The 18,482-nt window shown below is 68.3% G+C and carries 15 protein-coding genes and 3 pseudogenes; 5 read left to right on the plus strand and 13 right to left on the minus strand.

What is annotated here, in order from left to right; translation table 11 throughout:
- Positions 1–3 precede the first annotated feature (3 nt).
- Together ACFZDL_RS40730 and ACFZDL_RS40735 are read right to left on the minus strand one after the other, a co-directional pair.
- Entirely contained in the window at positions 4–990 is a 987-nt protein-coding gene (locus ACFZDL_RS40730) for a hypothetical protein (RefSeq protein WP_353595498.1), read from the minus strand.
- A gap of 89 nt (positions 991–1,079) precedes the next feature.
- Positions 1,080–1,352: pseudogene (locus ACFZDL_RS40735) on the minus strand (conjugal transfer protein TraA); the annotation flags it as partial.
- 555 nt (positions 1,353–1,907) lie between these two features.
- On the opposite strand from ACFZDL_RS40735, the gene ACFZDL_RS40740 reads away from it, so the two are divergent.
- Positions 1,908–2,450: a phospholipase gene (locus ACFZDL_RS40740; RefSeq protein ID WP_353595497.1), complete on the plus strand. Its 543-nt coding sequence runs from the start codon at positions 1,908–1,910 to the stop codon at positions 2,448–2,450.
- 266 nt (positions 2,451–2,716) lie between these two features.
- Here the strand turns inward: ACFZDL_RS40740 and ACFZDL_RS40745 are convergent, their stop codons facing one another.
- The gene (locus ACFZDL_RS40745) at positions 2,717–3,436 is read right to left on the minus strand and encodes an SDR family oxidoreductase (RefSeq protein WP_353595496.1); all 720 of its coding nucleotides are present in this window, start codon (positions 3,434–3,436) and stop codon (positions 2,717–2,719) included.
- A gap of 92 nt (positions 3,437–3,528) precedes the next feature.
- Between ACFZDL_RS40745 and ACFZDL_RS40750 the strand changes: the two genes are divergently transcribed.
- Both ACFZDL_RS40750 and ACFZDL_RS40755 read left to right on the plus strand, forming a co-directional pair.
- Positions 3,529–4,080 carry a MarR family transcriptional regulator gene (locus ACFZDL_RS40750; protein ID WP_353595495.1) on the plus strand — a complete coding sequence of 184 codons (552 nt, stop codon included), beginning with the start codon at positions 3,529–3,531 and terminating at the stop codon, positions 4,078–4,080.
- Positions 4,081–4,203: 123 nt separating this feature from the next.
- Positions 4,204–4,281, plus strand: a pseudogene (locus ACFZDL_RS40755) (site-specific integrase); the annotation flags it as partial.
- Between the two features lie 1,075 nt (positions 4,282–5,356).
- Here the strand turns inward: ACFZDL_RS40755 and ACFZDL_RS40760 are convergent.
- Positions 5,357–5,467 (minus strand): annotated as a pseudogene (locus tag ACFZDL_RS40760) (S1 RNA-binding domain-containing protein); the annotation flags it as partial.
- Here ACFZDL_RS40760 and ACFZDL_RS40765 point away from each other — a divergent pair.
- Positions 5,426–5,626, plus strand: coding sequence for a hypothetical protein (locus tag ACFZDL_RS40765; RefSeq protein WP_353595494.1), 201 nt, complete (start codon positions 5,426–5,428; stop codon positions 5,624–5,626). The pseudogene ACFZDL_RS40760 and the gene ACFZDL_RS40765 sit on opposite strands and share 42 nt — an antisense overlap.
- Complete coding sequence (locus ACFZDL_RS40770) at positions 5,623–6,891, plus strand: MFS transporter (RefSeq protein ID WP_353595493.1); 1,269 nt, start codon at positions 5,623–5,625, stop codon at positions 6,889–6,891. Before ACFZDL_RS40765 ends, ACFZDL_RS40770 begins: the two co-directional genes overlap by 4 nt.
- A gap of 301 nt (positions 6,892–7,192) precedes the next feature.
- Here the strand turns inward: ACFZDL_RS40770 and ligA are convergent, their stop codons facing one another.
- From ligA to ACFZDL_RS40815, 9 genes are all read right to left on the minus strand, one after another.
- Entirely contained in the window at positions 7,193–9,298 is a 2,106-nt protein-coding gene (ligA, locus tag ACFZDL_RS40775; protein WP_391193838.1) for an NAD-dependent DNA ligase LigA, read from the minus strand.
- A 378-nt stretch (positions 9,299–9,676) separates the two neighbouring features.
- Positions 9,677–10,576, minus strand: a complete 900-nt coding sequence (locus ACFZDL_RS40780; protein WP_353595492.1) for an NADP-dependent oxidoreductase — start codon at positions 10,574–10,576, stop codon at positions 9,677–9,679.
- Positions 10,577–11,066: 490 nt separating this feature from the next.
- A complete protein-coding gene (locus tag ACFZDL_RS40785) occupies positions 11,067–11,204 on the minus strand; it encodes a hypothetical protein (protein WP_353595491.1) in 138 nt (45 codons plus the stop codon).
- Positions 11,205–11,287: 83 nt separating this feature from the next.
- Positions 11,288–12,685, minus strand: coding sequence for a hypothetical protein (locus tag ACFZDL_RS40790; RefSeq protein WP_353595490.1), 1,398 nt, complete (start codon positions 12,683–12,685; stop codon positions 11,288–11,290).
- Between the two features lie 34 nt (positions 12,686–12,719).
- Complete coding sequence (locus tag ACFZDL_RS40795; RefSeq protein WP_353595489.1) at positions 12,720–13,124, minus strand: hypothetical protein; 405 nt, start codon at positions 13,122–13,124, stop codon at positions 12,720–12,722.
- Positions 13,125–13,610: 486 nt separating this feature from the next.
- Positions 13,611–14,201: a hypothetical protein gene (locus ACFZDL_RS40800; protein WP_353595488.1), complete on the minus strand. Its 591-nt coding sequence runs from the start codon at positions 14,199–14,201 to the stop codon at positions 13,611–13,613.
- Positions 14,202–14,439: 238 nt separating this feature from the next.
- Positions 14,440–15,330: an alpha/beta hydrolase gene (locus tag ACFZDL_RS40805; RefSeq protein ID WP_353595487.1), complete on the minus strand. Its 891-nt coding sequence runs from the start codon at positions 15,328–15,330 to the stop codon at positions 14,440–14,442.
- A gap of 91 nt (positions 15,331–15,421) precedes the next feature.
- Positions 15,422–16,378 carry a chlorinating enzyme gene (locus ACFZDL_RS40810; protein ID WP_353595486.1) on the minus strand — a complete coding sequence of 319 codons (957 nt, stop codon included), beginning with the start codon at positions 16,376–16,378 and terminating at the stop codon, positions 15,422–15,424.
- Complete coding sequence (locus tag ACFZDL_RS40815) at positions 16,375–18,279, minus strand: amino acid adenylation domain-containing protein (protein WP_391193843.1); 1,905 nt, start codon at positions 18,277–18,279, stop codon at positions 16,375–16,377. The genes ACFZDL_RS40810 and ACFZDL_RS40815 overlap by 4 nt, the downstream gene beginning before the upstream one ends.
- Positions 18,280–18,482: the final 203 nt, after the last annotated feature.

The following is an 18,482-nucleotide window of genomic DNA, read 5'->3' on the forward strand; positions in this document are numbered from 1 at the left end:
TTCTCAGCCGTCCTCTACCACCTCCACGCGCGGTGTTCGCAGGTTTCTCGGGTCGACGCGCAGCGCGCGGCGGTCCGCGTTCCGCATCGCGATGAGGTCCTCGTCCCACCGTGCTTCGCGCAGTTCGGTGTCGGTGAGCAGCAGGTCCGCATCGTCTCGCCCGGTGGCGGCCAGGTGGCCGACGAAGCCGAACGGCAGCCGCTCAACGCGCCATCCCGGCCAGGCGGCGGCCGTGCGTGCTGTGAGTCGCGGAGGTACGGGCTCCGTGGTCCAATAGCGCAGTCGGCGCGCGGGGAGGTCGACGACCACGCCGGCATTGACGGTCCCTTCCATCGGCATGGGGTACGGGGCATGGGCAGGCAGCGTCTCGGTGAGGGACTCGCCGTGCCGGGCCAGCCACGGCACGACCTCGCGGATGGCCAGCTGGTGGTCCAACACGGTGTGATCGGCCCTGATGAGGCTCACCACCGCTTCGGCTGGCGCGACGAGGTCCGCGATGATCTCGCTGTGGAGCACCGAGATCCGCCACTCGACGGGGTTCCAGCCGACGAACCAGTCCTCCCGTGAGGTCAGCGGCACCGCGTCGGGCAGCGCCAGGCCCGTCTCGACCTCGGTGAAGACCGGCTCCCCCGCCACCATGTCGGCGAAATCCTCGCGTCCGCCCCAGGCGTACTCCACGTCCCAACCGTCCCAGTCCGATGCCATCGCCCGTCGCCGCACGTCACAGTCGAGGTAGTGGACGCCCGGCGGGTCACACCTGTAGTAGGTGTATCGGCGGGCGACCAGATCGAGGCCGACACCGCAACAGAAGCCCCCGTCCAGAAGACCGCGGGCACGGCCGTCGCCCACACGCGTGCCACCGCGAAGCACCGCCTCGACGAGGCGCACACGGTCGGTCGCGTCGGCAAGATCCCACAAGCCCCACTTCTCCCCCAGGACCCAACTCGTGCCGTCCTCAGCCCGCAGGGCATACACCGTCCAGCACCCCATGCCAGCACGATAGAGGAATGGGCAGGCCGTGCCTCCACCAGGCGAGCACCAAATGAGATGACCTCTCAGCCGACTCGGTGGCCTCCGAACTGGTTGTGCTCGATGGGCCTGCCCAGCACGGTCACCCGCCGCGCCTTCGTCGGATCGTGGCCCGCCTGAAGGCCCTCGCGCTCGATCCGGTCGGAGTCCGGGTGCCGGCCCTCCCACAGGAGCAGTTCGGCCTGCCGCTCGGTCACCACGTCCCCGGCCGCCGGACCTGCCGCGGCCAATCCCCGGCCCGTCCAGAACCCGAGCGGGACACCGGCTTCGTCCTGGACGGCCCGCAGCGGCTTGCCCGCGGGGCGGCGACCGTCGCCGACCATCACGCCGTGGCAGCAGTACGGCCACCCTCCCGGGCCGATCTTCTTTTTGCTGAGCATCCAGTCATGGAACCCCCGCGAGTGACCTGTACAAAAGCGCGATCCGGCGTGCTTCCCGCCGGGCGAAGGCCATCACCAGGTCTTTACCGCCCACGCCCGCCAGGCGGGCCGTCCCCGCCAGCCATGGAACGAGCCCTCTGCGGCCAGAGCTGATGAGCCGTGCGCATGCTGCGCGCCCGAAGGTGGGGGCAGCTCATTCGTCGAGGGTGAGCTTGCGGTTGGCGCGGGACCGGCCGACAGCCAGGTCGAGGAGCGAGCGCGAATTTCCGGGCTGGGCCGGTGAACACCCAGGAGGCGAGGAAGACGGTGACGCCTGCCGATGGCATCCCCCTCTTTGTCCGGCACTGCGAAAGGGGCCTGCCAGACAATCCCCGGCCCAGAAAACTCAAGGTCAGGCGAGGAACGGCCGACCCAGAAAGCCGGACGTCCGCGCCGTCGTACACGCCTTGGCCCGCGACATCACCATGCGCTGGTCAGCCAACGGAAGGAACGACACCCGTGCACATCCACATCCGGCTCCTCGGCGCCACCGCCCTCGGCGTTGTGCTCCTGCCGCTCGGCGTCGCCACGGATGCCGCCGGCGAATCAGCCTCGAGCGAACCGATCGCAGCATCGGCATGGCTGTCGACGTCCGCCACCGCATCGGGGAAGTTCCGAGACAAGCAACTGTCCCAGCTGCGGCGCCTGACCTCTGCCGACCGTCGTGGCCGTGAGGCGTGGAGCGTTGCCTGGCAGCGTTCTCTCCAGGGGGTGAACCCTTACCGGTTCGACTGGTCAACCGACTACTGCTCTGGCTCTCCTGACAAGCCCGGCGGATTCAACTTCAAAGGTCCGTGCCAGCGCCACGACTTCGGATACCGCACCTACAAGAAGCTCAATGCGTTCACCCGCGCGCACAAGGAACGCATCGACCTGGCGTTCCTCCAGGACATGCGGCGCATCTGCGACGTGCAGCCGGGATTCTACGAGCGACAGCGTGCTGGCTGCCGGAGGACCGCGAACACGTACTACAACACCGTGCGGCTCGCCGGAAAGCTATGAGCTTCCCATGACAACTCGACCTGCTCAAAGCGTCGACGCTGGCACGCTGCCGAAGGTGAAGCAGCGTTGTGCACGAAGTGGACGTGACGGCCGATCGTGCAATATTCGTTGAGCCGACCGTTCATTTGAAGGCACCGCGGGCCCGGGGTCTGTCATCCCGGGCCCGCAGCTCGGCCGGCTCTCCCACGACCAGGTCGAGGTCGGGCTTCGGGCAGATCAGCACGATGACCGCGCCACGTGTTGCGAAGCCACCACCGGCAGCGTGGCTACCGGGTTTTCCTCGCACCGCCGTTGACATTGAGGACTTGCCCCGTGATGTGGCGGGCGGCCGACGAGGCGAGGAAGGCGACCGCGCCCGCGATGTCGGCCGGGGTTCCGGGACGACCAGTGGAGGTGGCGGCGATCAGAGTGGCGCGGCGTTCGTCGGAGAGCTGGTCGCGGAAGAACTCGGTGTCGGTGATGTAGCCGGGCGCGACCACGTTGGCGGTGATGTCTCGAGGCCCGAGAGCGTCGGCGAGACTCAGGTTCCAGGTGGCAAGGCCCGCCTTGGACGCTCCGTAGGAGTCGGCTCCCTGGTCGGCCGCTATGGAGCCGATGTGTATGACCGCACCGCCCGGGGCGAGGCGGTCGTCGAGGGCCCGGGTCGTGAGGGCGGCACTGATGAGGTTCGCATCGAGATTGGCGCGGAAGTCGCGGGCATAGGCGGCGAGATCGGTCTTGCCGTCGGCATCGAAGACGATGTTGCCGCCCGCGTTGTTGACCAGCACATCGACACGCCCGGGGAGTTCGGTCACGAGCCGAAGGAGGGCCTTGGGGTCGGTGTGGTCGCAGACCAGGGGGCGGACGCCGGTTTCGGCCGCAAGGTCGTCGAGGGGACCGGGACGACGGCCGGTGACGATGACAGTCTCGTTCTGGGCGGAGAAATGGCGGGCGATGGCGCGGCCGATGCCTGTGCCGCCACCGGTGACCAGGATCGTGCGTGACATACGATGAGCCTCCAGATTCAGGCCTAAATTTAGACCTAAACATAACACGGGAGAGGATCGGCATGGCAAGTGATCCCACCACGCCAAAGAGCATGAGCTACCCGACGGACGGCGCCTCCACGTACCCCGTGCAGGACATCGCTGCCGCCTGGGAGCGCGAGCGGCCCGGCACGCCCGTTACGTCGATCGGGATCGTCACGCCCATCTGGCGGCTGGCGAAGCTGTTGGGCGACGACCGGCGGCGGGTCCTCGCGCAGGCCGGAGTCGACGCCGCGACCCTCGACCTGCTGAGTGTTCTGCGACGGAGCGGCGAGCCGTACACGCTGAGCACACGCGAACTCAGCCGGCGGTCGCTGGTCACCGCGGGCGCCATCTCGCAGCGCGTCGCCCGTGCGGAAAGCGACGGGCTCGTCACCCGCCGGCCCGGGCAAGGGCGGCCTCGCGCGGTCCTGGTCTCGCTGACCCAGGCCGGACACGACCTGGTCGAGACCACCGTCGACCACGTTCTAGGCCGGGAGGCCGAGCTGATCGGCGGTCTGACGTCCGAGCAGCAGGGCCACCTCACCGAACTGCTCCGGGTACTGCTCCAGCAAGTTCAGCACCGACTCGGCGACGACCGCATTTCCCATGTCGGCGATGAATGAGAGGCGTGTCGTCGGGCGGCGAAGTCCCGCGGGCGCCGATACGCCCAGCACGACGTGCACTGCGCCCCTTCACAGCGCCGCCGTGGTCGCCGCCTCATAAAGAAGCGGTGATTACCGCCGACCGGCAGCAACCACGGGCCGGTGTTCGTCACCCACCGCCGTCCTGGCCCGGGCAAGGTCATCAGCCAACGCGACGTATGCCAGTACTCCTGGCGCTCGCCGTCGGACGTCATCTCGGAGACGTACGCGGCGAGCCCGGCCGAGCTCGCCGCGCTCCAGCTGGCGTCCCCCAGCGCCGGCCGTTCACACACCAACGAACAGACGAAGGCCGCCCGGATCGATCCAGGCGGCCTTCGCGGCAAGAACGGGTTGGAGGGCGTCATCCGGGGACTACGGCGCCGCACCACCGTCCCCGAGCCGGCCTCCGCCAGGCCGCCGGATCTGGTCAACCGTCCGAAAGCGGCCTGATCCGCTACACGACCGGTTTCGTGCCTCCTGAGCCGAAGGCCGCCCCGCACCGGGTTTCGGATCAAGCCGCGCACGGAGGCTTGAGTGGCCACGGGCATGTCCAGATGACCGACGCCCAGGCCTCACTCGCCGAACCGTTGTACTCGCAGGCATACGCGGAGATCCTGCCCTTCGCACGCTGGACCCTTGCCGATTCATCGCATTTGCGGCAGGCGGTCTGTTGGTCGCCGCCGAAATGCCCCCATGGGACAGATCCGGGTTGAGGGCGCGACGACGAGCAGTAGGCGAGTAATCCCCCATCACCGCTGCTCACGGTGTGGGTGGCTTGGGCGGCGGCGATCGCTGTCGGTGAAGCTGTGAGGCTGGCGAAAGCAAGCCCGACTGCTGCCGCGCCCGCAGCGAATGGGGTGCAACGCGTGAAGGGCCGGAGGCGCGGGCTCAGTGATCTGCGCAAACTCATAACGCTCCTTCGGTAAAGACGTCGCGGCAGGTGAAATCGGTCTGCCGCTCGGGCCGTTTCTGTCTGGAATTCCGGGCACTTCAGGTGTAGCGGCCCAAGCATTGTTCGCCTTCGGAAGACTGGTACCGAAAAAACAACTCCTGAAAAATATGAGCACTGTGGCACAGCGGAATGCTGGCCGCGCCACGAACGGTCGCAGAAGTCACGTGATCGCGGACCTGGAATGAGTGCCCCAGGTCGAGCAGGACCCGACCGCCCTGTATGACGTGTTGGGGCTCGGGTCGCACGTCCGGGTACGTCCGGGGCGTCGGCTGTCCGCGGACAACTGGCATTGTCCGCCTTCGGTGCCGTGACTTCGTCGCCGACCTGGACGACATCCGACGGAGCTTTCACGGGGGTCCACGTGAGCTCTCGTAGGTGGACCAGCCCCTCGATTCCGTTGGCGACCTGGACGAAGACGGCAAGGCGGCCGAAGCGCGCCTCGGCGATGCCCGGTTCCTCCTCGACGAGCGGATGGCCGGCCCAATATCCTGCGCGAAGTATGGACTGGAGGTTCCGGTCGGCGGCGGAGGCCCAACACTAATGATCACCGGAGTCACCAGGGAGCCCGCAGCGTGATCGGCACCACGGAGGCCCTTAGCGGGGCGGCTGCAGTCGACAGTGCAGCACGAAGTGTCACGCGCCCGTTCTACGTATACGCCGTGCTCGCCAACACGCTGTTCCAGCGCGGCGTATTCGTCCTCTTCCTTCAGCAGCGAGGCTTCTCGGCCGGGCAAGTGGCCCTACTGCAGACACTGCTCTACCTGGTCAGCGGGCTTGCGGAGTTGCCGACGGGAGTCATCGCGGACCGAATCGGCAGGCGTGCCAGCATCGTGATCGGCCAGATGCTGATAGCTGGATGTCTGCTCGGCCAGGGGACGTTCTCCACCTACTGGGTGTTCCTGGCGCTGTTCATCGGGCAGGGCGTGGGCATGGCATGTGTGTCCGGCTCGGACACCGCCCTGCTGTACGACCTGCTCGTGCGTCGTGGTACAACGGCCAACTACGTCAAGATCAAGTCCCGGTTCACCATGCTCGGGACGGTCACCTCGGGAGCCGCCATCGTCCTCGGCGGCCAACTGCAGCAGATCTCCTGGGGAGTCGTCTACGTCGGTTCGGCGGCGTGCCTCGTCCTGGCCGTGGTGGTGCTGATGTCACGGGTGCCCGAGATCCGCGGCGCGGACGCGGTGGACGAGCAGGACGGAGCCGAGGAGCACAGCGACGCCACAGCATGGCGGGCGATGCTTCGGGTCGCCACGCCGGCGCTCGTGACGCTTGTCGTGGTGTCCGGATTGATGCATGCGACTTTGACGCCGTACATCATCTTTGCGCAGAAGACCCTCTCCGATCAGGGAGCGGGCACCGCGTTGGTCAGCGTGGTCATATCGGCGGGATTCTTCGCCGGCGGGCTCACTCCGCTGCTGTCGGACCGCGCGGACCGGCGCATCGGGTATCGGGTCATAGTCCCGGTGTCCCTCCTGACGCTCGCCGCGGCACTCGGCCTGAGCGGCCTCGGCCTTGTCTGGGTCACCATCGCCGCGTTCCTGGCCCTGGTCGGGATTCCCGAGATCACCGCCGTGATCGTGGACAACGTGTTCAACGAGGCCGTGCCGTCGCGCCACCGGGCGAGCCTGCTGTCGATGATCGCATTCGTGGAGTCGGCGCTCATCGGCATCGGGTATCTCGTCCTCGGCGCGCTCATGGACGGGCTGGGCTCCAGTGTGGGCATGGCCACCTACGCCGCGGTCCCCCTGCTGGCATGTCTCCTGTGGCTCCCGGTGATCTTCCGAGGGGCACGGGTGACCACCGAGATCGAGAAGCCCGCGGGCCAAAAGGCATCCTGAAACAGACCATCTCGAGCAACGCCCTGCCCGATGGCAGAGGCGCGGCGCGGATCGTCCATGGTGAACGTGGCGAAGCCGTGCTCCACCAGTTCCCGCCAGGCGGCTTCGAGCAGGGCGGCTTCCAGTACCGCTCCGCGATGATCTTCATGAAAGCGGGTTGATTCACACATCCATGGTCGGATCGGTCGCGACGAGCCCGGTGGTGGATCGCCGGCGCCTCAACACGCCCCGTGGGTCGCGTGTCCTGGGCACATTCGGCCTTGTGACAGGCCACCGCGGCAACCGGGATTCCCTGGGCTGATCACTTCCCTGGGTTCTCGGTGCCAGGTCGGGGCAGGAGGGCGGCAATGAGCTCGGCGAACTCGCCGGGCGAGACGATGCGGATGCCAAGTTCTTCGGCCTTGGCGCGTTTGGCGCCGGCGCCCTCTCCGGCGACCAGGAGGGAGGTGCGCTTGGAGACGCTGGAGGAAGACCTGCCGCCGGCCTGTTCAATGAGTTCGTTCATCTGGTTGCGGCCGAGCTGTTCCAGTGGACCGGTCATGGCGCCGGTGACGACCACCGTCATGCCATGGAGCGGGCCTGCCGCCTCGGCGGCAGGGGCCGCAGCGTTGCCGGCAGGTGGAGTGGCGCCGGGTTCGGTCGTGTTCACCCCGGCGGCGATGAGTTTGTCGATGACAGGTGCAAGCTGGGCCAGCTCGGCGACAATCACCGGTGCCTTCTCGATACCGATGCCCTCGACCTGCTGCATCGCATCCGCGTCAGCGGCCCGGACCGCCTCCATGGTGGCGAAGTGGCGCGCGATGCGGCGGGACATCGACCGGCCGGTGCCTCGCACGCCCAACGCGCACAGCACCCGCGACAGCGGCCGAGTCTTGGCCTGCTCGATCGCGGCCAGGAGGTTGTCGGCGCTGGTGGGGCCCATCCGCTCCAGCGTCAGCAGCGCATCGCGGGTGAGGGTGAACAGGTCGGCGAAGTCGCTGATGAGGCCCGCGTCAGTGAGCTGGACGACTCGGGTCAGGCCGAGGCCTTCGATGTCGAGCTGGTCTCGGCCGACCGCGTAGGAGACGGAGGCGACCAGGTGGCAGTCGCGTCCGCGTTCGCACCGCCAGCGCTGCTCGGAGGCATCGATGCCGGATCCGCACTGCGGGCAGGTCTCGGGGAACACGATGGGCTGCTCGGCCCCGGTGCGCAGGTGGGCGACGGGGGCTTCGATGCGCGGGATGATGTCGCCGGCCTTGTAGACCATGACCTGGTCGCCGATGCGCAGATCGCGGCGGGTGATGTCGGAGGGGTTGTGGAGCGTGGCGTAGGTGATGACGGAGCCGTCGATCTCGACCGGTTCCAAAACGGCGCGGGGAGCAATGATGCCGGTGCGGCCCACATTCCATTCCACGTCCAGCAGTCTGGTGATCTTCTCCACCGCGGGGAGTTTCCAGGCGATGGCCCAGCGAGGCGCCCGGCTTCCGGATCCGGCGGCCTGCCGGTCGGCGGCCAGGTCAGCCTTGATGACGATGCCGTCGATACCGAACGGCAGGTCGGCCCGCAGGCCCGCGAGCTCCTCGACGCGGTCCTGGACGGCCATTACGGAGGTGACGGTGCGGCCGGGCACGTCAGTGGCTGCCGCCGTTTGCACACCCCATCCGGCTATACAGGTCATCACCTCGCTGTGGGAGAAGCCGGTCAGACGCTCCGCGAGCCCAGTGTCCGTGGTGGACAGAGGCAGGCAGCCGTAGCCGAAGAACGTCATCTCCAGCCGGTACGCACGGTCCTTCGCCCGCAGCGTGCCCGCCGCAGCGTTGCGCGGGTTCGCGAACGGCTCCCCACCATGCTGAGCACGCAGCGCGAGGGCCGTCTCGAACTGGACCGCGGTCATCAGCACCTCGCCGCGGACCTCCACCGTGACCGGCTCGGCCAGCTGACCGGGCAGGCCATTGAGAGTGCCGATCGCATGCGAGACGTCCTCCCCGGCTGTCCCGTTGCCGCGGGTGATCAGCTGCACCAGCCGGCCGTCGCGATAGCGCGCGGCTACCGCGAGGCCATCCAGCTTCGGCTCCACGCTCCATGCCTGAACCGGCCGGCCGATTCTCCGCTCCAGCGAGACGGCCCAGGCGGCGAACTGCTCGAGGGAGAAGACGTTGTCCAGACTCAGCATGGGCTGGGTGTGCGGCACCTCCCCCTGCCCAACTCCTCCGGCCACCTTCCCCGTCGGCGACCCGGGCACAATCTGCTCCGGATGGTCCGTCTCCCAAGCGGTGATCGCTCGTATCAGCCGGTCGTAGGCGTCGTCGTCCAGCGCACTGTCGCCGCCCCCGTAGTAGGCGGCCGCGGCCTTCACCGCGGTTTCAACGGCCTGCACGTACCCAGCGTCATCGGCAATCACAGCATCAGTGATGGTCATGACCGCCATCGTGACTGCCACCACTGACAACGCTGTGAAATCCGCAGCCTAAATGGCCGCCACCAGCGACAACTACACAACCGCCGCACGACACGTACGGCAGACAGGCGAGGCCAGGGCTTCGGGCCGACACTCAAACGTCAACACCGGCGGGCGCCAGCCATGGACCCGGCCGGGGAACAACCTGCCGGACACGCCGGCAGCGCCGCGACGGGCCAACAGTGACAGCGTGGTATCCGTGGTGTCATTTTGGAAGAGGTCCGGCAGGCGCCTGCGAACGCCTGCCGGGATACGTCCTCGTGGGTGATCAGGCCGCGCGGCGTCCAGAAGTACGGGAGCAAGGGATGGCCGTCCCTCATCCAGTAACTCGGGCGGTGCCCGGCCGGGTCACACTCGGGTGAGTACGATCTTCTTACCGCCGGCCCGCCCGGTAACCACCCGGGCGAACGCAGCCGGTCCCTCGCTCAGCGGCAGGGGTTCCGGTGCGAGTTTCAAGGTTCCTGCGGCGGCCTGCTCCGCCAGCTGGACAAGCTGCCTGGCGTTCGGCTCGACGTAGAGGTCCCAACTCGTGATGCCTCGTTCCTCTGAAGGCGCGTCCGAGGTCAGGGAGCACAGTCGGCCGCCGTCCCGCACCAAAGGCAGGGCGGCGTCCGCCGTGCTGGTGGCGATGATGAGGGCGGCGTCGAACCCGCCACGTACCTTGGACGACCAGTTCGGGTCGTGGTAGTCGACAACCTCCATCGCTCCCAGACCGAGCAGGCGCTCTGCGGCGGCAGCAGAGGCGGTCGCGGTCACCTCGATGCCCTTGGCCGCAGCGAGCTGGATGGCCAGGGCTCCGGTGGCCCCACCTCCGTTGGTGATCAGGAGCCGCTGTCCTCGGCTGAGGTCCAGCTTCTCCAGAGCCTGCAACGCGGTGAGTCCGTTGACCGGCAGCGCCGCCGCGTGCACGGCGTCCAGCCCGGGTGGGCAGGCTGCCGTGTGATCCGCGTTGATCAGAACGCGTTCGGCCCAGAAGCCGCTCCCCCCGGGCAGCGGGGCCTCGTGTGCGAGCACCCGGTCGCCTACGGCAAACCCGGTGACACCCGCGCCGACGGCCAGCACCTTGCCCGCGCCCTCCACTCCCAGCGCCGCCGGGGGGCGCAGCCCCACGTCCCAACCAGCGCCGTTCAGCAGTTGGTCCCACGGGCCGACTCCTGCCGCCTCAACCGCCATCAGGATCTGACCGGGGCCGGGAGATGACGGTTCGGGCAACTCCAGGAGGGCGACTTCCTGCTCAGCCCCGGACACTCCGCACGCCTTCACAGCAGATCTTTGTCCTCTCACTCAGTTCGGCCGACCGGGAGGTACGGGCCGGAATCCCAAAGCAGGCACCAGTGTCGCCCTCGGGATCCCCTGCAGAGGTCGCTTGCGGTCTCAGCCGCATTGGTGTCGAGCCAATGCGGCTAGTGACCCGGACATGTGGTCCATTTGAAGTGTGACTAACTGGGCCAATCGTGGAATGTTAGGCAGCTGCCGCTCACGCTGTCGCCGAGCACTCGTTCGCCGAGGCTGTCACCTCAAAGTGGGGTCACGACAGCCGCTTTACGGCGGAAAGACGGAGGGGCCGTAACGCGGCGGGGCCGACAGGCACCGTACATCCGGCCTCCCGGCACTGGCAGCGTGAGCACCCGCGGCTTCATCGCGGCGCTGGGCACATGGATGCCCTCGATCGGAACAGCTCCTCTTGCGCCGCGCCACCGTGCTGGGACAGCCACCAGGCGCATACAGCAGTGGGGGCTCACTCGCCCTCGGCGTACAGCTCCCGCAGCAGCTCCTCGTCCGCCACGCCCCGCCCCGCAGTGGTGTCCTCTGCCGCCATCAGCGCCGCCCTTGGTCTGTAGCGTGGTGCGCCGACTCGCCGTGCCAGGAACGCCACAGACTGGCGTAGGCACCGTCGTAAACAGGCAGCTGAAAGGCCGCCAATCATGAACCTGATTCGCGTTGACGAACCCATCAGCTCTATCGAAGCGCTTCGACCTTTGCGTGCTCGGCGCGCGCAAGATCGATCACCGTGCGCTCGATCTCGCGCAGCAGCGCCGATATCTCCTCGGTGTCGAGGTATTCGTCGTCCGCTTCGAGCGAGAGGTTGAGCCGGTCCAGGTGGCGCCCCAGGTGGATCATCGCCTGGACCCGAAGCGGGCCGGCGCCGATGGCGCGTGAATCGTGGTATTCGAGGGGCGTCGGGGGCGCGTCCTCATCGTGGCGCAGGAACGCGTCGGCGAGTTCGGGGCGCGCCGTGCGCGGGCTGGGTGCGTCGGCGTGCGAGCGTACGTCGTTGAAGCTGATCCAGGAGTCGGCGCCTACCTGCTCGATCAGCGCCTGCATGACATCCGGGTCATACGGGGAACGGCGCGCGGCGGCGAAGATCGCCCGGTCCACGCCGCGGATCTCGGCCACCGCGTCCGCGGAGTCGCCCGCCACCGCGATATAGATCGGCTGGGAGCGGTGGCCCACATAGGCTTGGGTCGCGGGCGTCCACCGGTTCCCGCATTCGATCTTGAACACCGCGCGCGGCGCGTCCAGCACCCGGTGCACGGCCGTGGCCGCGGCGACCATCGTGATCGCGCCCGAGGTGAACAGGCCGAGCCTGCGCCCCAGGTAATCGTGCGCCGACTGGAAGGAGTCCGTGCTCAGATGCGCGCCCTGGACCATCGGGACCGCCGGCGCGTGGCGCGGGGTGCGTAGCGGATTGTCCGCCGCGGCCAGGATGGCCGGGCGCATCAGTTCCCGCGCCCGCTCGCTGTGGGCGCGGGCGAGCGCGCCGCTCTCCTCGGCGGCCGCGGCGATCGGATCGAACGCGACCGGCTCCGGCGTGCGCCCGGACACGATCCGCCGCAGGTCCTCAATCAGCGCCAGGGCGCCTGTTCCGTCCAGGCTCACGTGCGACACGACGATCCCGAACTCGTACGCGCTCGCGCCGCACACCCCGAGGATGAACCGGACCGGCAAGTCCAATTCGAGGTCGAAGCGCCGGGACGCCGAGGCGGCCAGGTGCGCTGATAGCGCCTGCTCGCACCGCTCCGGATCGTCCTCGGCGACGATGTCCACACCGATCCGCCCGCCCGCGTCGACGATCTGCTCCACGACACCGCCGGACGGGTCGAGCCGGAACCGGGTGCGCAACGCGACGTGCCGTTCGATCAGGGTGCGCATGAAGTCGAGCGCGTGCTGCACCGTCACCGGACCGTCCGCGCCAGCCGGAAGACGGTAACGGAACCGTAGGTTCCAGTCGTCCACCGGGCCGAACCGCTGAATCTCGCCCCTGATATGCCGCTGGCCCCAGGTCGCGGCGAACGTGCCGCCACGCTCCGCCTGGAAGACGAGCTCACGTCGCGTGACAGCAGACCTCTGGCTCACTCACGTACCTCCCGTTCCTCGATACACGGCACCCTCACCGAAGCTCGGCCAGCAAGCGCGGGTGATCGGTGTCGCGCACATCCAGCAACTGCGGATAGAAGCAGCCCACCCCGGCGGCCTCGGGTCGCTTCGGCGGTTGAAAGCGAAGTCGAACAGGGCTCGTCCGCTCTGTCCGCCCGGCCCGCGCGGCGGGCCGGGTTGAACCAGTCACTCGATCCACGCCTTGCGATCCCGCCTCGGTCCGCCACCGGTCGATCAGATCGTCGTAGGTGACGTCCTCGCCGAACTCCCGGCGGTGGTGCTCCAGGTGCGGGTGCCCAGATTCGGCGACGAACCCCTGGATCACGCGCCGCAACTCCTCCGGCGCCACCTGCTGATAAAACCAGTACCACTCGGCGAAGCCATAGAAGGAGTGCGCCGGGCGGGCGAAGGCGGGCACCGAGTACGGCCCCCGGGGTGACCATGACCCCGAACTTGGCCTCGCGCCACCACGCCGGGGCGGCACCGGTACCGTCAAGCTCGAAGGAGCCTCCGGACGACCCGTCGTCCCAATCGTGGCCAGTCGCACGATGACGCGCGCGCCCTCGGCCAGCGTCTGCCACATCGAGTACCCCTAATTCGACGGCGAAGCCGAGACGCAGCAACGCCCGTGCGGTCTCCAGTCCGAGACCGCGCTCCGCGCCGGTCACCAGGGCAGTTCGCAAGGCTCCCCCCTTCCGGGAAACAGGGTGTGGACGCCAACGCCAAATCATCGGATCACTCGAGAACTTTAGCCAACACGGCAATCGGCCTGTCAATAGCCAACACGGCAATTGCCTGTGAATAGCCAACACGGCAATCGGCCTGTTAAGTTGAAATTCGGCAGACCGGAACGGAGCCCTCCAGGCGTGCGGAGTCACTTTGCAGAACGCGTCGTTTTCGACCTTCAATGGTGAAGCTCCAAACCTTCTGTCGAGCGACTCTTCTTTCCGACTTTGTCCCTTTCCTTGCCCAGTAGCTGGAGCAAGGGGCCTGTCATGAAGGTCGTGACCAGCGCCGACTGCCGGGCATCCAGAACGTGCAGGCGGGCCACCCCGTAGGCGGGCGCGGTCTTGCCGACGACCGCAACCAGCAGAATCACACCCAGCACAGCCAGGCCGTCCGCGCCCAGCACCGGAACGTTCGGCGCGCCGTCCCGCCGTGGCATGGCCAGACCGGCGAGGAATCCCCCGAAAACGGCATGGGGTCCGAGGGACTCGGTGACCCACGCACTCCCCAGAGCGAGGACCAGTGCGACCGGCACGGGGTCGTTCATGACGGCGGCAGGCCGTTCCAGCCACCAGCGCAGCACCGGCCGTACAACGGCGAAGAGTGCCACGTCCAGGAAACCGGCCGCCGCGATCGCCACCGTTCCCGCCGGTGTGCCGGCGGCGCCGCGTTCGCGCACGATGGCCGCCAGCACGGGCAGAGCGGTGATCGAGACCGCCACCACCATGAACATCGCGAACGAGCCCTGGTCCGCGTGGCCGGGGTCCACAGCGGAGAAAAACCGTCCGCACCACTCGACGACCGCGACGGCCAGGCGCTTCGGCGGGGAACAGATAGGTGGACGGATCGCTCGGAAGTCGGCCGAGCAGGGTCGGCCCCGAGGCGTGTGCCCGCGGAGAGCTGGCCGATGACGGCGGGCTGCCCGAGACGCCGGGCGAGGCCGCCGCACAGCCAGGACACCAGTACGACGAGCGCCACGTCCCCGAGGACGGTCGCGATGAGATGGCTCATATGGACCTCCCCACATTCTGCTCGTCGGCCTCTGCGAGGAACTCCAGGGCGACGGCGGTCAGACCGTCTCCGGCTCTGAAGACGGAGAGGTGGTCACCGTGCGGCGCGACATGCATGCGCGACCGGGCAAGGGCGGTGGCCACCGCGTGTGACCCCGCCGGATGGGCTGTCTGATCGTCCTCGCTGGTGACGACGAGCGTCGGAGCCTTGACCGCAGGCAGGGCGTCACGGACGTCCTCTGCCATCAGGGCGCCGTTGAGAAGGGAGTAGCGGTAGAACGTCTCCGCGTCCCGAAAGGGATGGAGCACCAGACCGGCGAGGTCCGGCGGCAGCTCGGCGGTCGTGTTCCGGGGCACCGCCGCGTGCACCATCGCCGCGCTCTGCCTGCTCTCCGCGGCGATGTCCATGAGCGCGCGGAGATTGCGCTGATGGCTGGTCTTCGGGGCATCCGTACCGAGTTCGAAGTCTCCGTGCCACAAACTCATCGACGCCACACGGTCGGCGTGTTCCGCCGCCACGCGCAGCGCGAGAACCGCGCCACCGCACAGACCCATCAGGTGGGCACGCGGTATCCGGTGGTGGTCCAGGACCGCCAAGAGGTCGCCGGCCTGGTCCGCGGCCCCGTGCCCCATCCGGTCGAATGTCCCGGCGTCCTCGCCGGTGCCGTGCGGTCCGCCGAAGAGGCCGCGGGTCTCCCAGGTCAGGACATGGTGGTCACGTCCCAGCAGTCCCAGCCACGCATCGCACAGTGCGGCCGGCATTCCGCACGCCGACACGATGAGTACGGCAGGACGACCGGGGTCACCGGCCGACCTCACCCGCAGCATCACCCCGTCCTGCGTGGTCACGCGTGTCGTGCCGGTGGCGTTTCCCTCGTGGGCAGTCATGGTGTGGACCCTCGCCTCCAGGCGTCGGCGGATCTGGTCGGCCTTCGCCGATCGCGGGCTGACGGCCCGCCGGCTCCTCGGATGTACCGGTTCAGGCGCGGCGCTTGAAAGCGTGGCCGCGGGTGGTCTCCGTCGCCAGACGGTTGTGGCCGTAGCGGTCCTCTCCGCTGACCAGGACGGCTCCGTACCGCTCCAGGCTGACGCTGCCGCCGTACTCCTCCACCACGTCCGTGTCCGGATAGACCCGCACCGACGTGGGAACGTAACGGCCCGCGAAGCCGAGCCTCATCTCCTGTGTGCGGCCGGCGTGCGGGAGTGAGGCGTGCATCAGTGTGGACCAGAACAGGATGGCCTCGCCCGGACGCATCACCATCGAGACCGCCTGGGACTCGTCCGGTTCCCAGTCCGGGTCCTTCTGCAGTTCCCGATAGTCGTAACCGAAGAAGCCGCGGCGGATGCCCTTCTTCCTCTCGTGGTTGATGCGGTCCGGGTCGTAGTGCATCCGTTTCGTCTCGTCGTAGAACATGGTCTGATGCGTGCCGGGGATGAACTGCAGACAGCCGGTTTCCTCGTTGGCCTCGGTGAACGCCGTCCAGACCGTGATCGTGCCGCCGAAGTCCTCCGTGCCCTCGGGCCACAGGATCTGCGGCTTTCCCGAGGCGTTTGCGAACGTGTCCGCCTGGTGCCAGTCCGTTCCCTCGTCGCCCGGGTACTTGGGGAAGAACTCACTGCGCCAGCACAGGACGTCGGGGCCGAGCACGCTGCTGACCCGGTCCGCGATCTGCGGCCTGGTGATGTGGTCGGCGAGCACGACGGAATCCAGATGACGGTCGTAGTTGGAGATGTTCGTGTTGCCGGACTCCGCTGCGTGTCCCTGATATACCGCCATGCTGCGATCCATGAGCTGGATGCGCTCCCTGCGCCAGATCCGGCGCATCTCCTCGACCTCGTACACCTTGAAAGGGCCGATGAAGCCCTGCTCGTGGAACTGCTTCAGCTCCTCGGGGCTCAGGGCGAACGAACGGTCGGCGGTCGGTGTGACGCTCATGCGGATACTCCTTCTGTCGCCGGTGCGTGAGTGGTGACGGCAAGGGACTCGACGGCGGCGGCCAGCCGCCGGACTGACGCGGTGTCTCCGAGCGAGGCGAGGTCGACGCTCGCGCCGAACTCGCGCTGCGTCTCCGCGAGGATTCGCGCAAAGGCCAGGGATGTCGCGCCGGCCTCGAAGAGGTCCTGGTCCGGTCGGATGTCGGACCGTTCCAGCACCTTCTCGACGATGCGGGCGACCGCGGTCTCCGCCGCGTTCGCCCCGCCGGCCGGCTGGTCGTCCGTTGCGGCCACGAGGGGCGGTGCGCCCACGGGCTCGTCGAGCAGGTGGGCGTCGAGAGCTGTGCGGTCGGTCTTTCCCTGCGGAGTCAGTGGCACTTCGGCCAGCAGCCGGTACACGGCGGGCCTCAGGTACAGCGGCAGCGACGTCCGTGCGTGCTCGGCCAGGCGTCCCGTCAGCTGTGCCACATCGGCGGTCGGTGCGGGCAGCACATAGGCGGCCAGTCGCACGTCCCCCTCGTAGTCGCGCGCGACGACCACCGCCGAGGACACCTCCGGGTGACCGGCGAGGCAGTGTTCCACCTCACCGGGCTCTATGCGGTAGCCGCGTACCTTGATCTGGTCGTCGGCCCTTCCGAGATAGAGCAGTTCTCCGTCGGCGCTCAGGGCCGCTCTGTCCCCGGATCGGTACCAGCGGCGCCCTGCCTCCTCCACGAACCGCTCGGCGGTCAGCTCGGGGCGGTTGAGATAGCCGCGCGTCACCCCGGGACCGCTGACCTGTATCTCACCGGGAGTTCCGGTCCCGACGACCCGGCCTTCTTCGTCCACCAGCCTCACGCGCATGTCCGGCAGCGGGACGCCGATCGGACTGACCTCCGGCTGCCGCAGGTCGGCCGCGCGAATGCGCCGTGCCGTCACATGCACTGACGTCTCCGTGATGCCGTACATGTTGACCAGCTCGGGACGGTCGTCGCCATGTCGCTCGATCCAGGGGCGCAGCGCGGAGACGTCCAGCCGTTCGCCGCCGAACACCACCAGCCGCAGGGCGAGCCTCGCCGTGTCGGGCCTCGACCCCTCGGCCGCGATCAGGGCCCGGAAGGCGGAAGGCGTCTGACTGAGGACGGTGACGCCCTCGGCCTCCAGGAGTTCCAGCAGCCGCTCCGGCGTCCGGACGGCCTCCTGCGAGACGATCACCAGGCGCCCACCGTGCAGCAGCGCGCCCCAGATCTCCCAGACGGAGAAGTCGAAGCCCACCGAGTGGAAGAGCGTCCACACGTCGTCGGCCCCGAATGCGAAGCGGTCCGCGGTCGTCGTGAACAGCCGCACCACATTGCCATGCTCGACCACGACCCCTTTGGGGACCCCGGTGGATCCGGAGGTGTGGATCACATAGGCCGGTTCGTTCTCCTGGCCGTCGTCGGGGGTTTCACGGCGGGCTCCGGCCCTCTTCTCTTCGGCGACCGTCTTGTCGTCGACCGTCTCTTCGTCGACTCGGACGACGCGCACGTCTCGGTCCGCGAACCAGGATGCGGTCCGTGTGCCGGCCACGACCGTGCGCAGCCCCGTGTCCTCCATGAGCAGGTCGAGCCGGGCCGCGGGGTGATCCGGATCGAGCGGCACATAGGCCCCGCCCGCCTTGAGGATCCCCACGAGCCCCACGATCAGGTCGACGCCACGCTCCAGGCACAGGCCGACGAAGTCTCCCCCGCCCACGCCCTGCGCCCGGAGCCGGGCTGCCAGCAACTGTGCACGCGAGTCGAGTTCGCCGTAGGTGAGGGAGGTTCCGCCGGGCTCGGTGACCGCGACGCGATGCGGTGCGTGCCGGGCGATGTCATGGAATATTTCATGCAGCAGCCCGCTTTGCGGCGAGAACGGAGACATGGCTGGTGGCACTGGGAACATCCTTTCTTGGGACGGTCCGGCTTCAGGTGCGTCTTCAGGATCCGGCCCAGGCCGTAGGCGGCGCAGGCGCTGTGGCCGGCCACCCCGTCGGTCAGCCGCAGTCCGAACGCCTCGCCGAAGTGGTCCTTGTGGTAGTTGACAGAAGCGATGGCCTGCCGCGTGCTGTCCCCGACCTCAGCGATCAGTTCCCACTTGAGGTGTTC

Source organism: Streptomyces sp. NPDC007917 (assembly GCF_042959105.1).
Classification (GTDB): Bacteria; Actinomycetota; Actinomycetes; order Streptomycetales; family Streptomycetaceae; genus Streptomyces.

Excerpts from the sequence above, each read along its gene's own strand:
- ACFZDL_RS40730 (WP_353595498.1), bottom strand. The coding sequence starts at position 990 with ATGGGGTGCTGGACGGTGTATGCCCTGCGGGCTGAGGACGGCACGAGT.
- ACFZDL_RS40745 (WP_353595496.1), bottom strand. The coding sequence starts at position 3,436 with ATGTCACGCACGATCCTGGTCACCGGTGGCGGCACAGGCATCGGCCGC.
- ACFZDL_RS40750 (WP_353595495.1), top strand. The coding sequence starts at position 3,529 with ATGAGCTACCCGACGGACGGCGCCTCCACGTACCCCGTGCAGGACATC.
- ligA (WP_391193838.1), bottom strand. The coding sequence starts at position 9,298 with ATGGCGGTCATGACCATCACTGATGCTGTGATTGCCGATGACGCTGGG.
- ACFZDL_RS40805 (WP_353595487.1), bottom strand. The coding sequence starts at position 15,330 with ATGACTGCCCACGAGGGAAACGCCACCGGCACGACACGCGTGACCACG.
- ACFZDL_RS40810 (WP_353595486.1), bottom strand. The coding sequence starts at position 16,378 with ATGAGCGTCACACCGACCGCCGACCGTTCGTTCGCCCTGAGCCCCGAG.
- ACFZDL_RS40815 (WP_391193843.1), bottom strand. The coding sequence starts at position 18,279 with ATGTTCCCAGTGCCACCAGCCATGTCTCCGTTCTCGCCGCAAAGCGGG.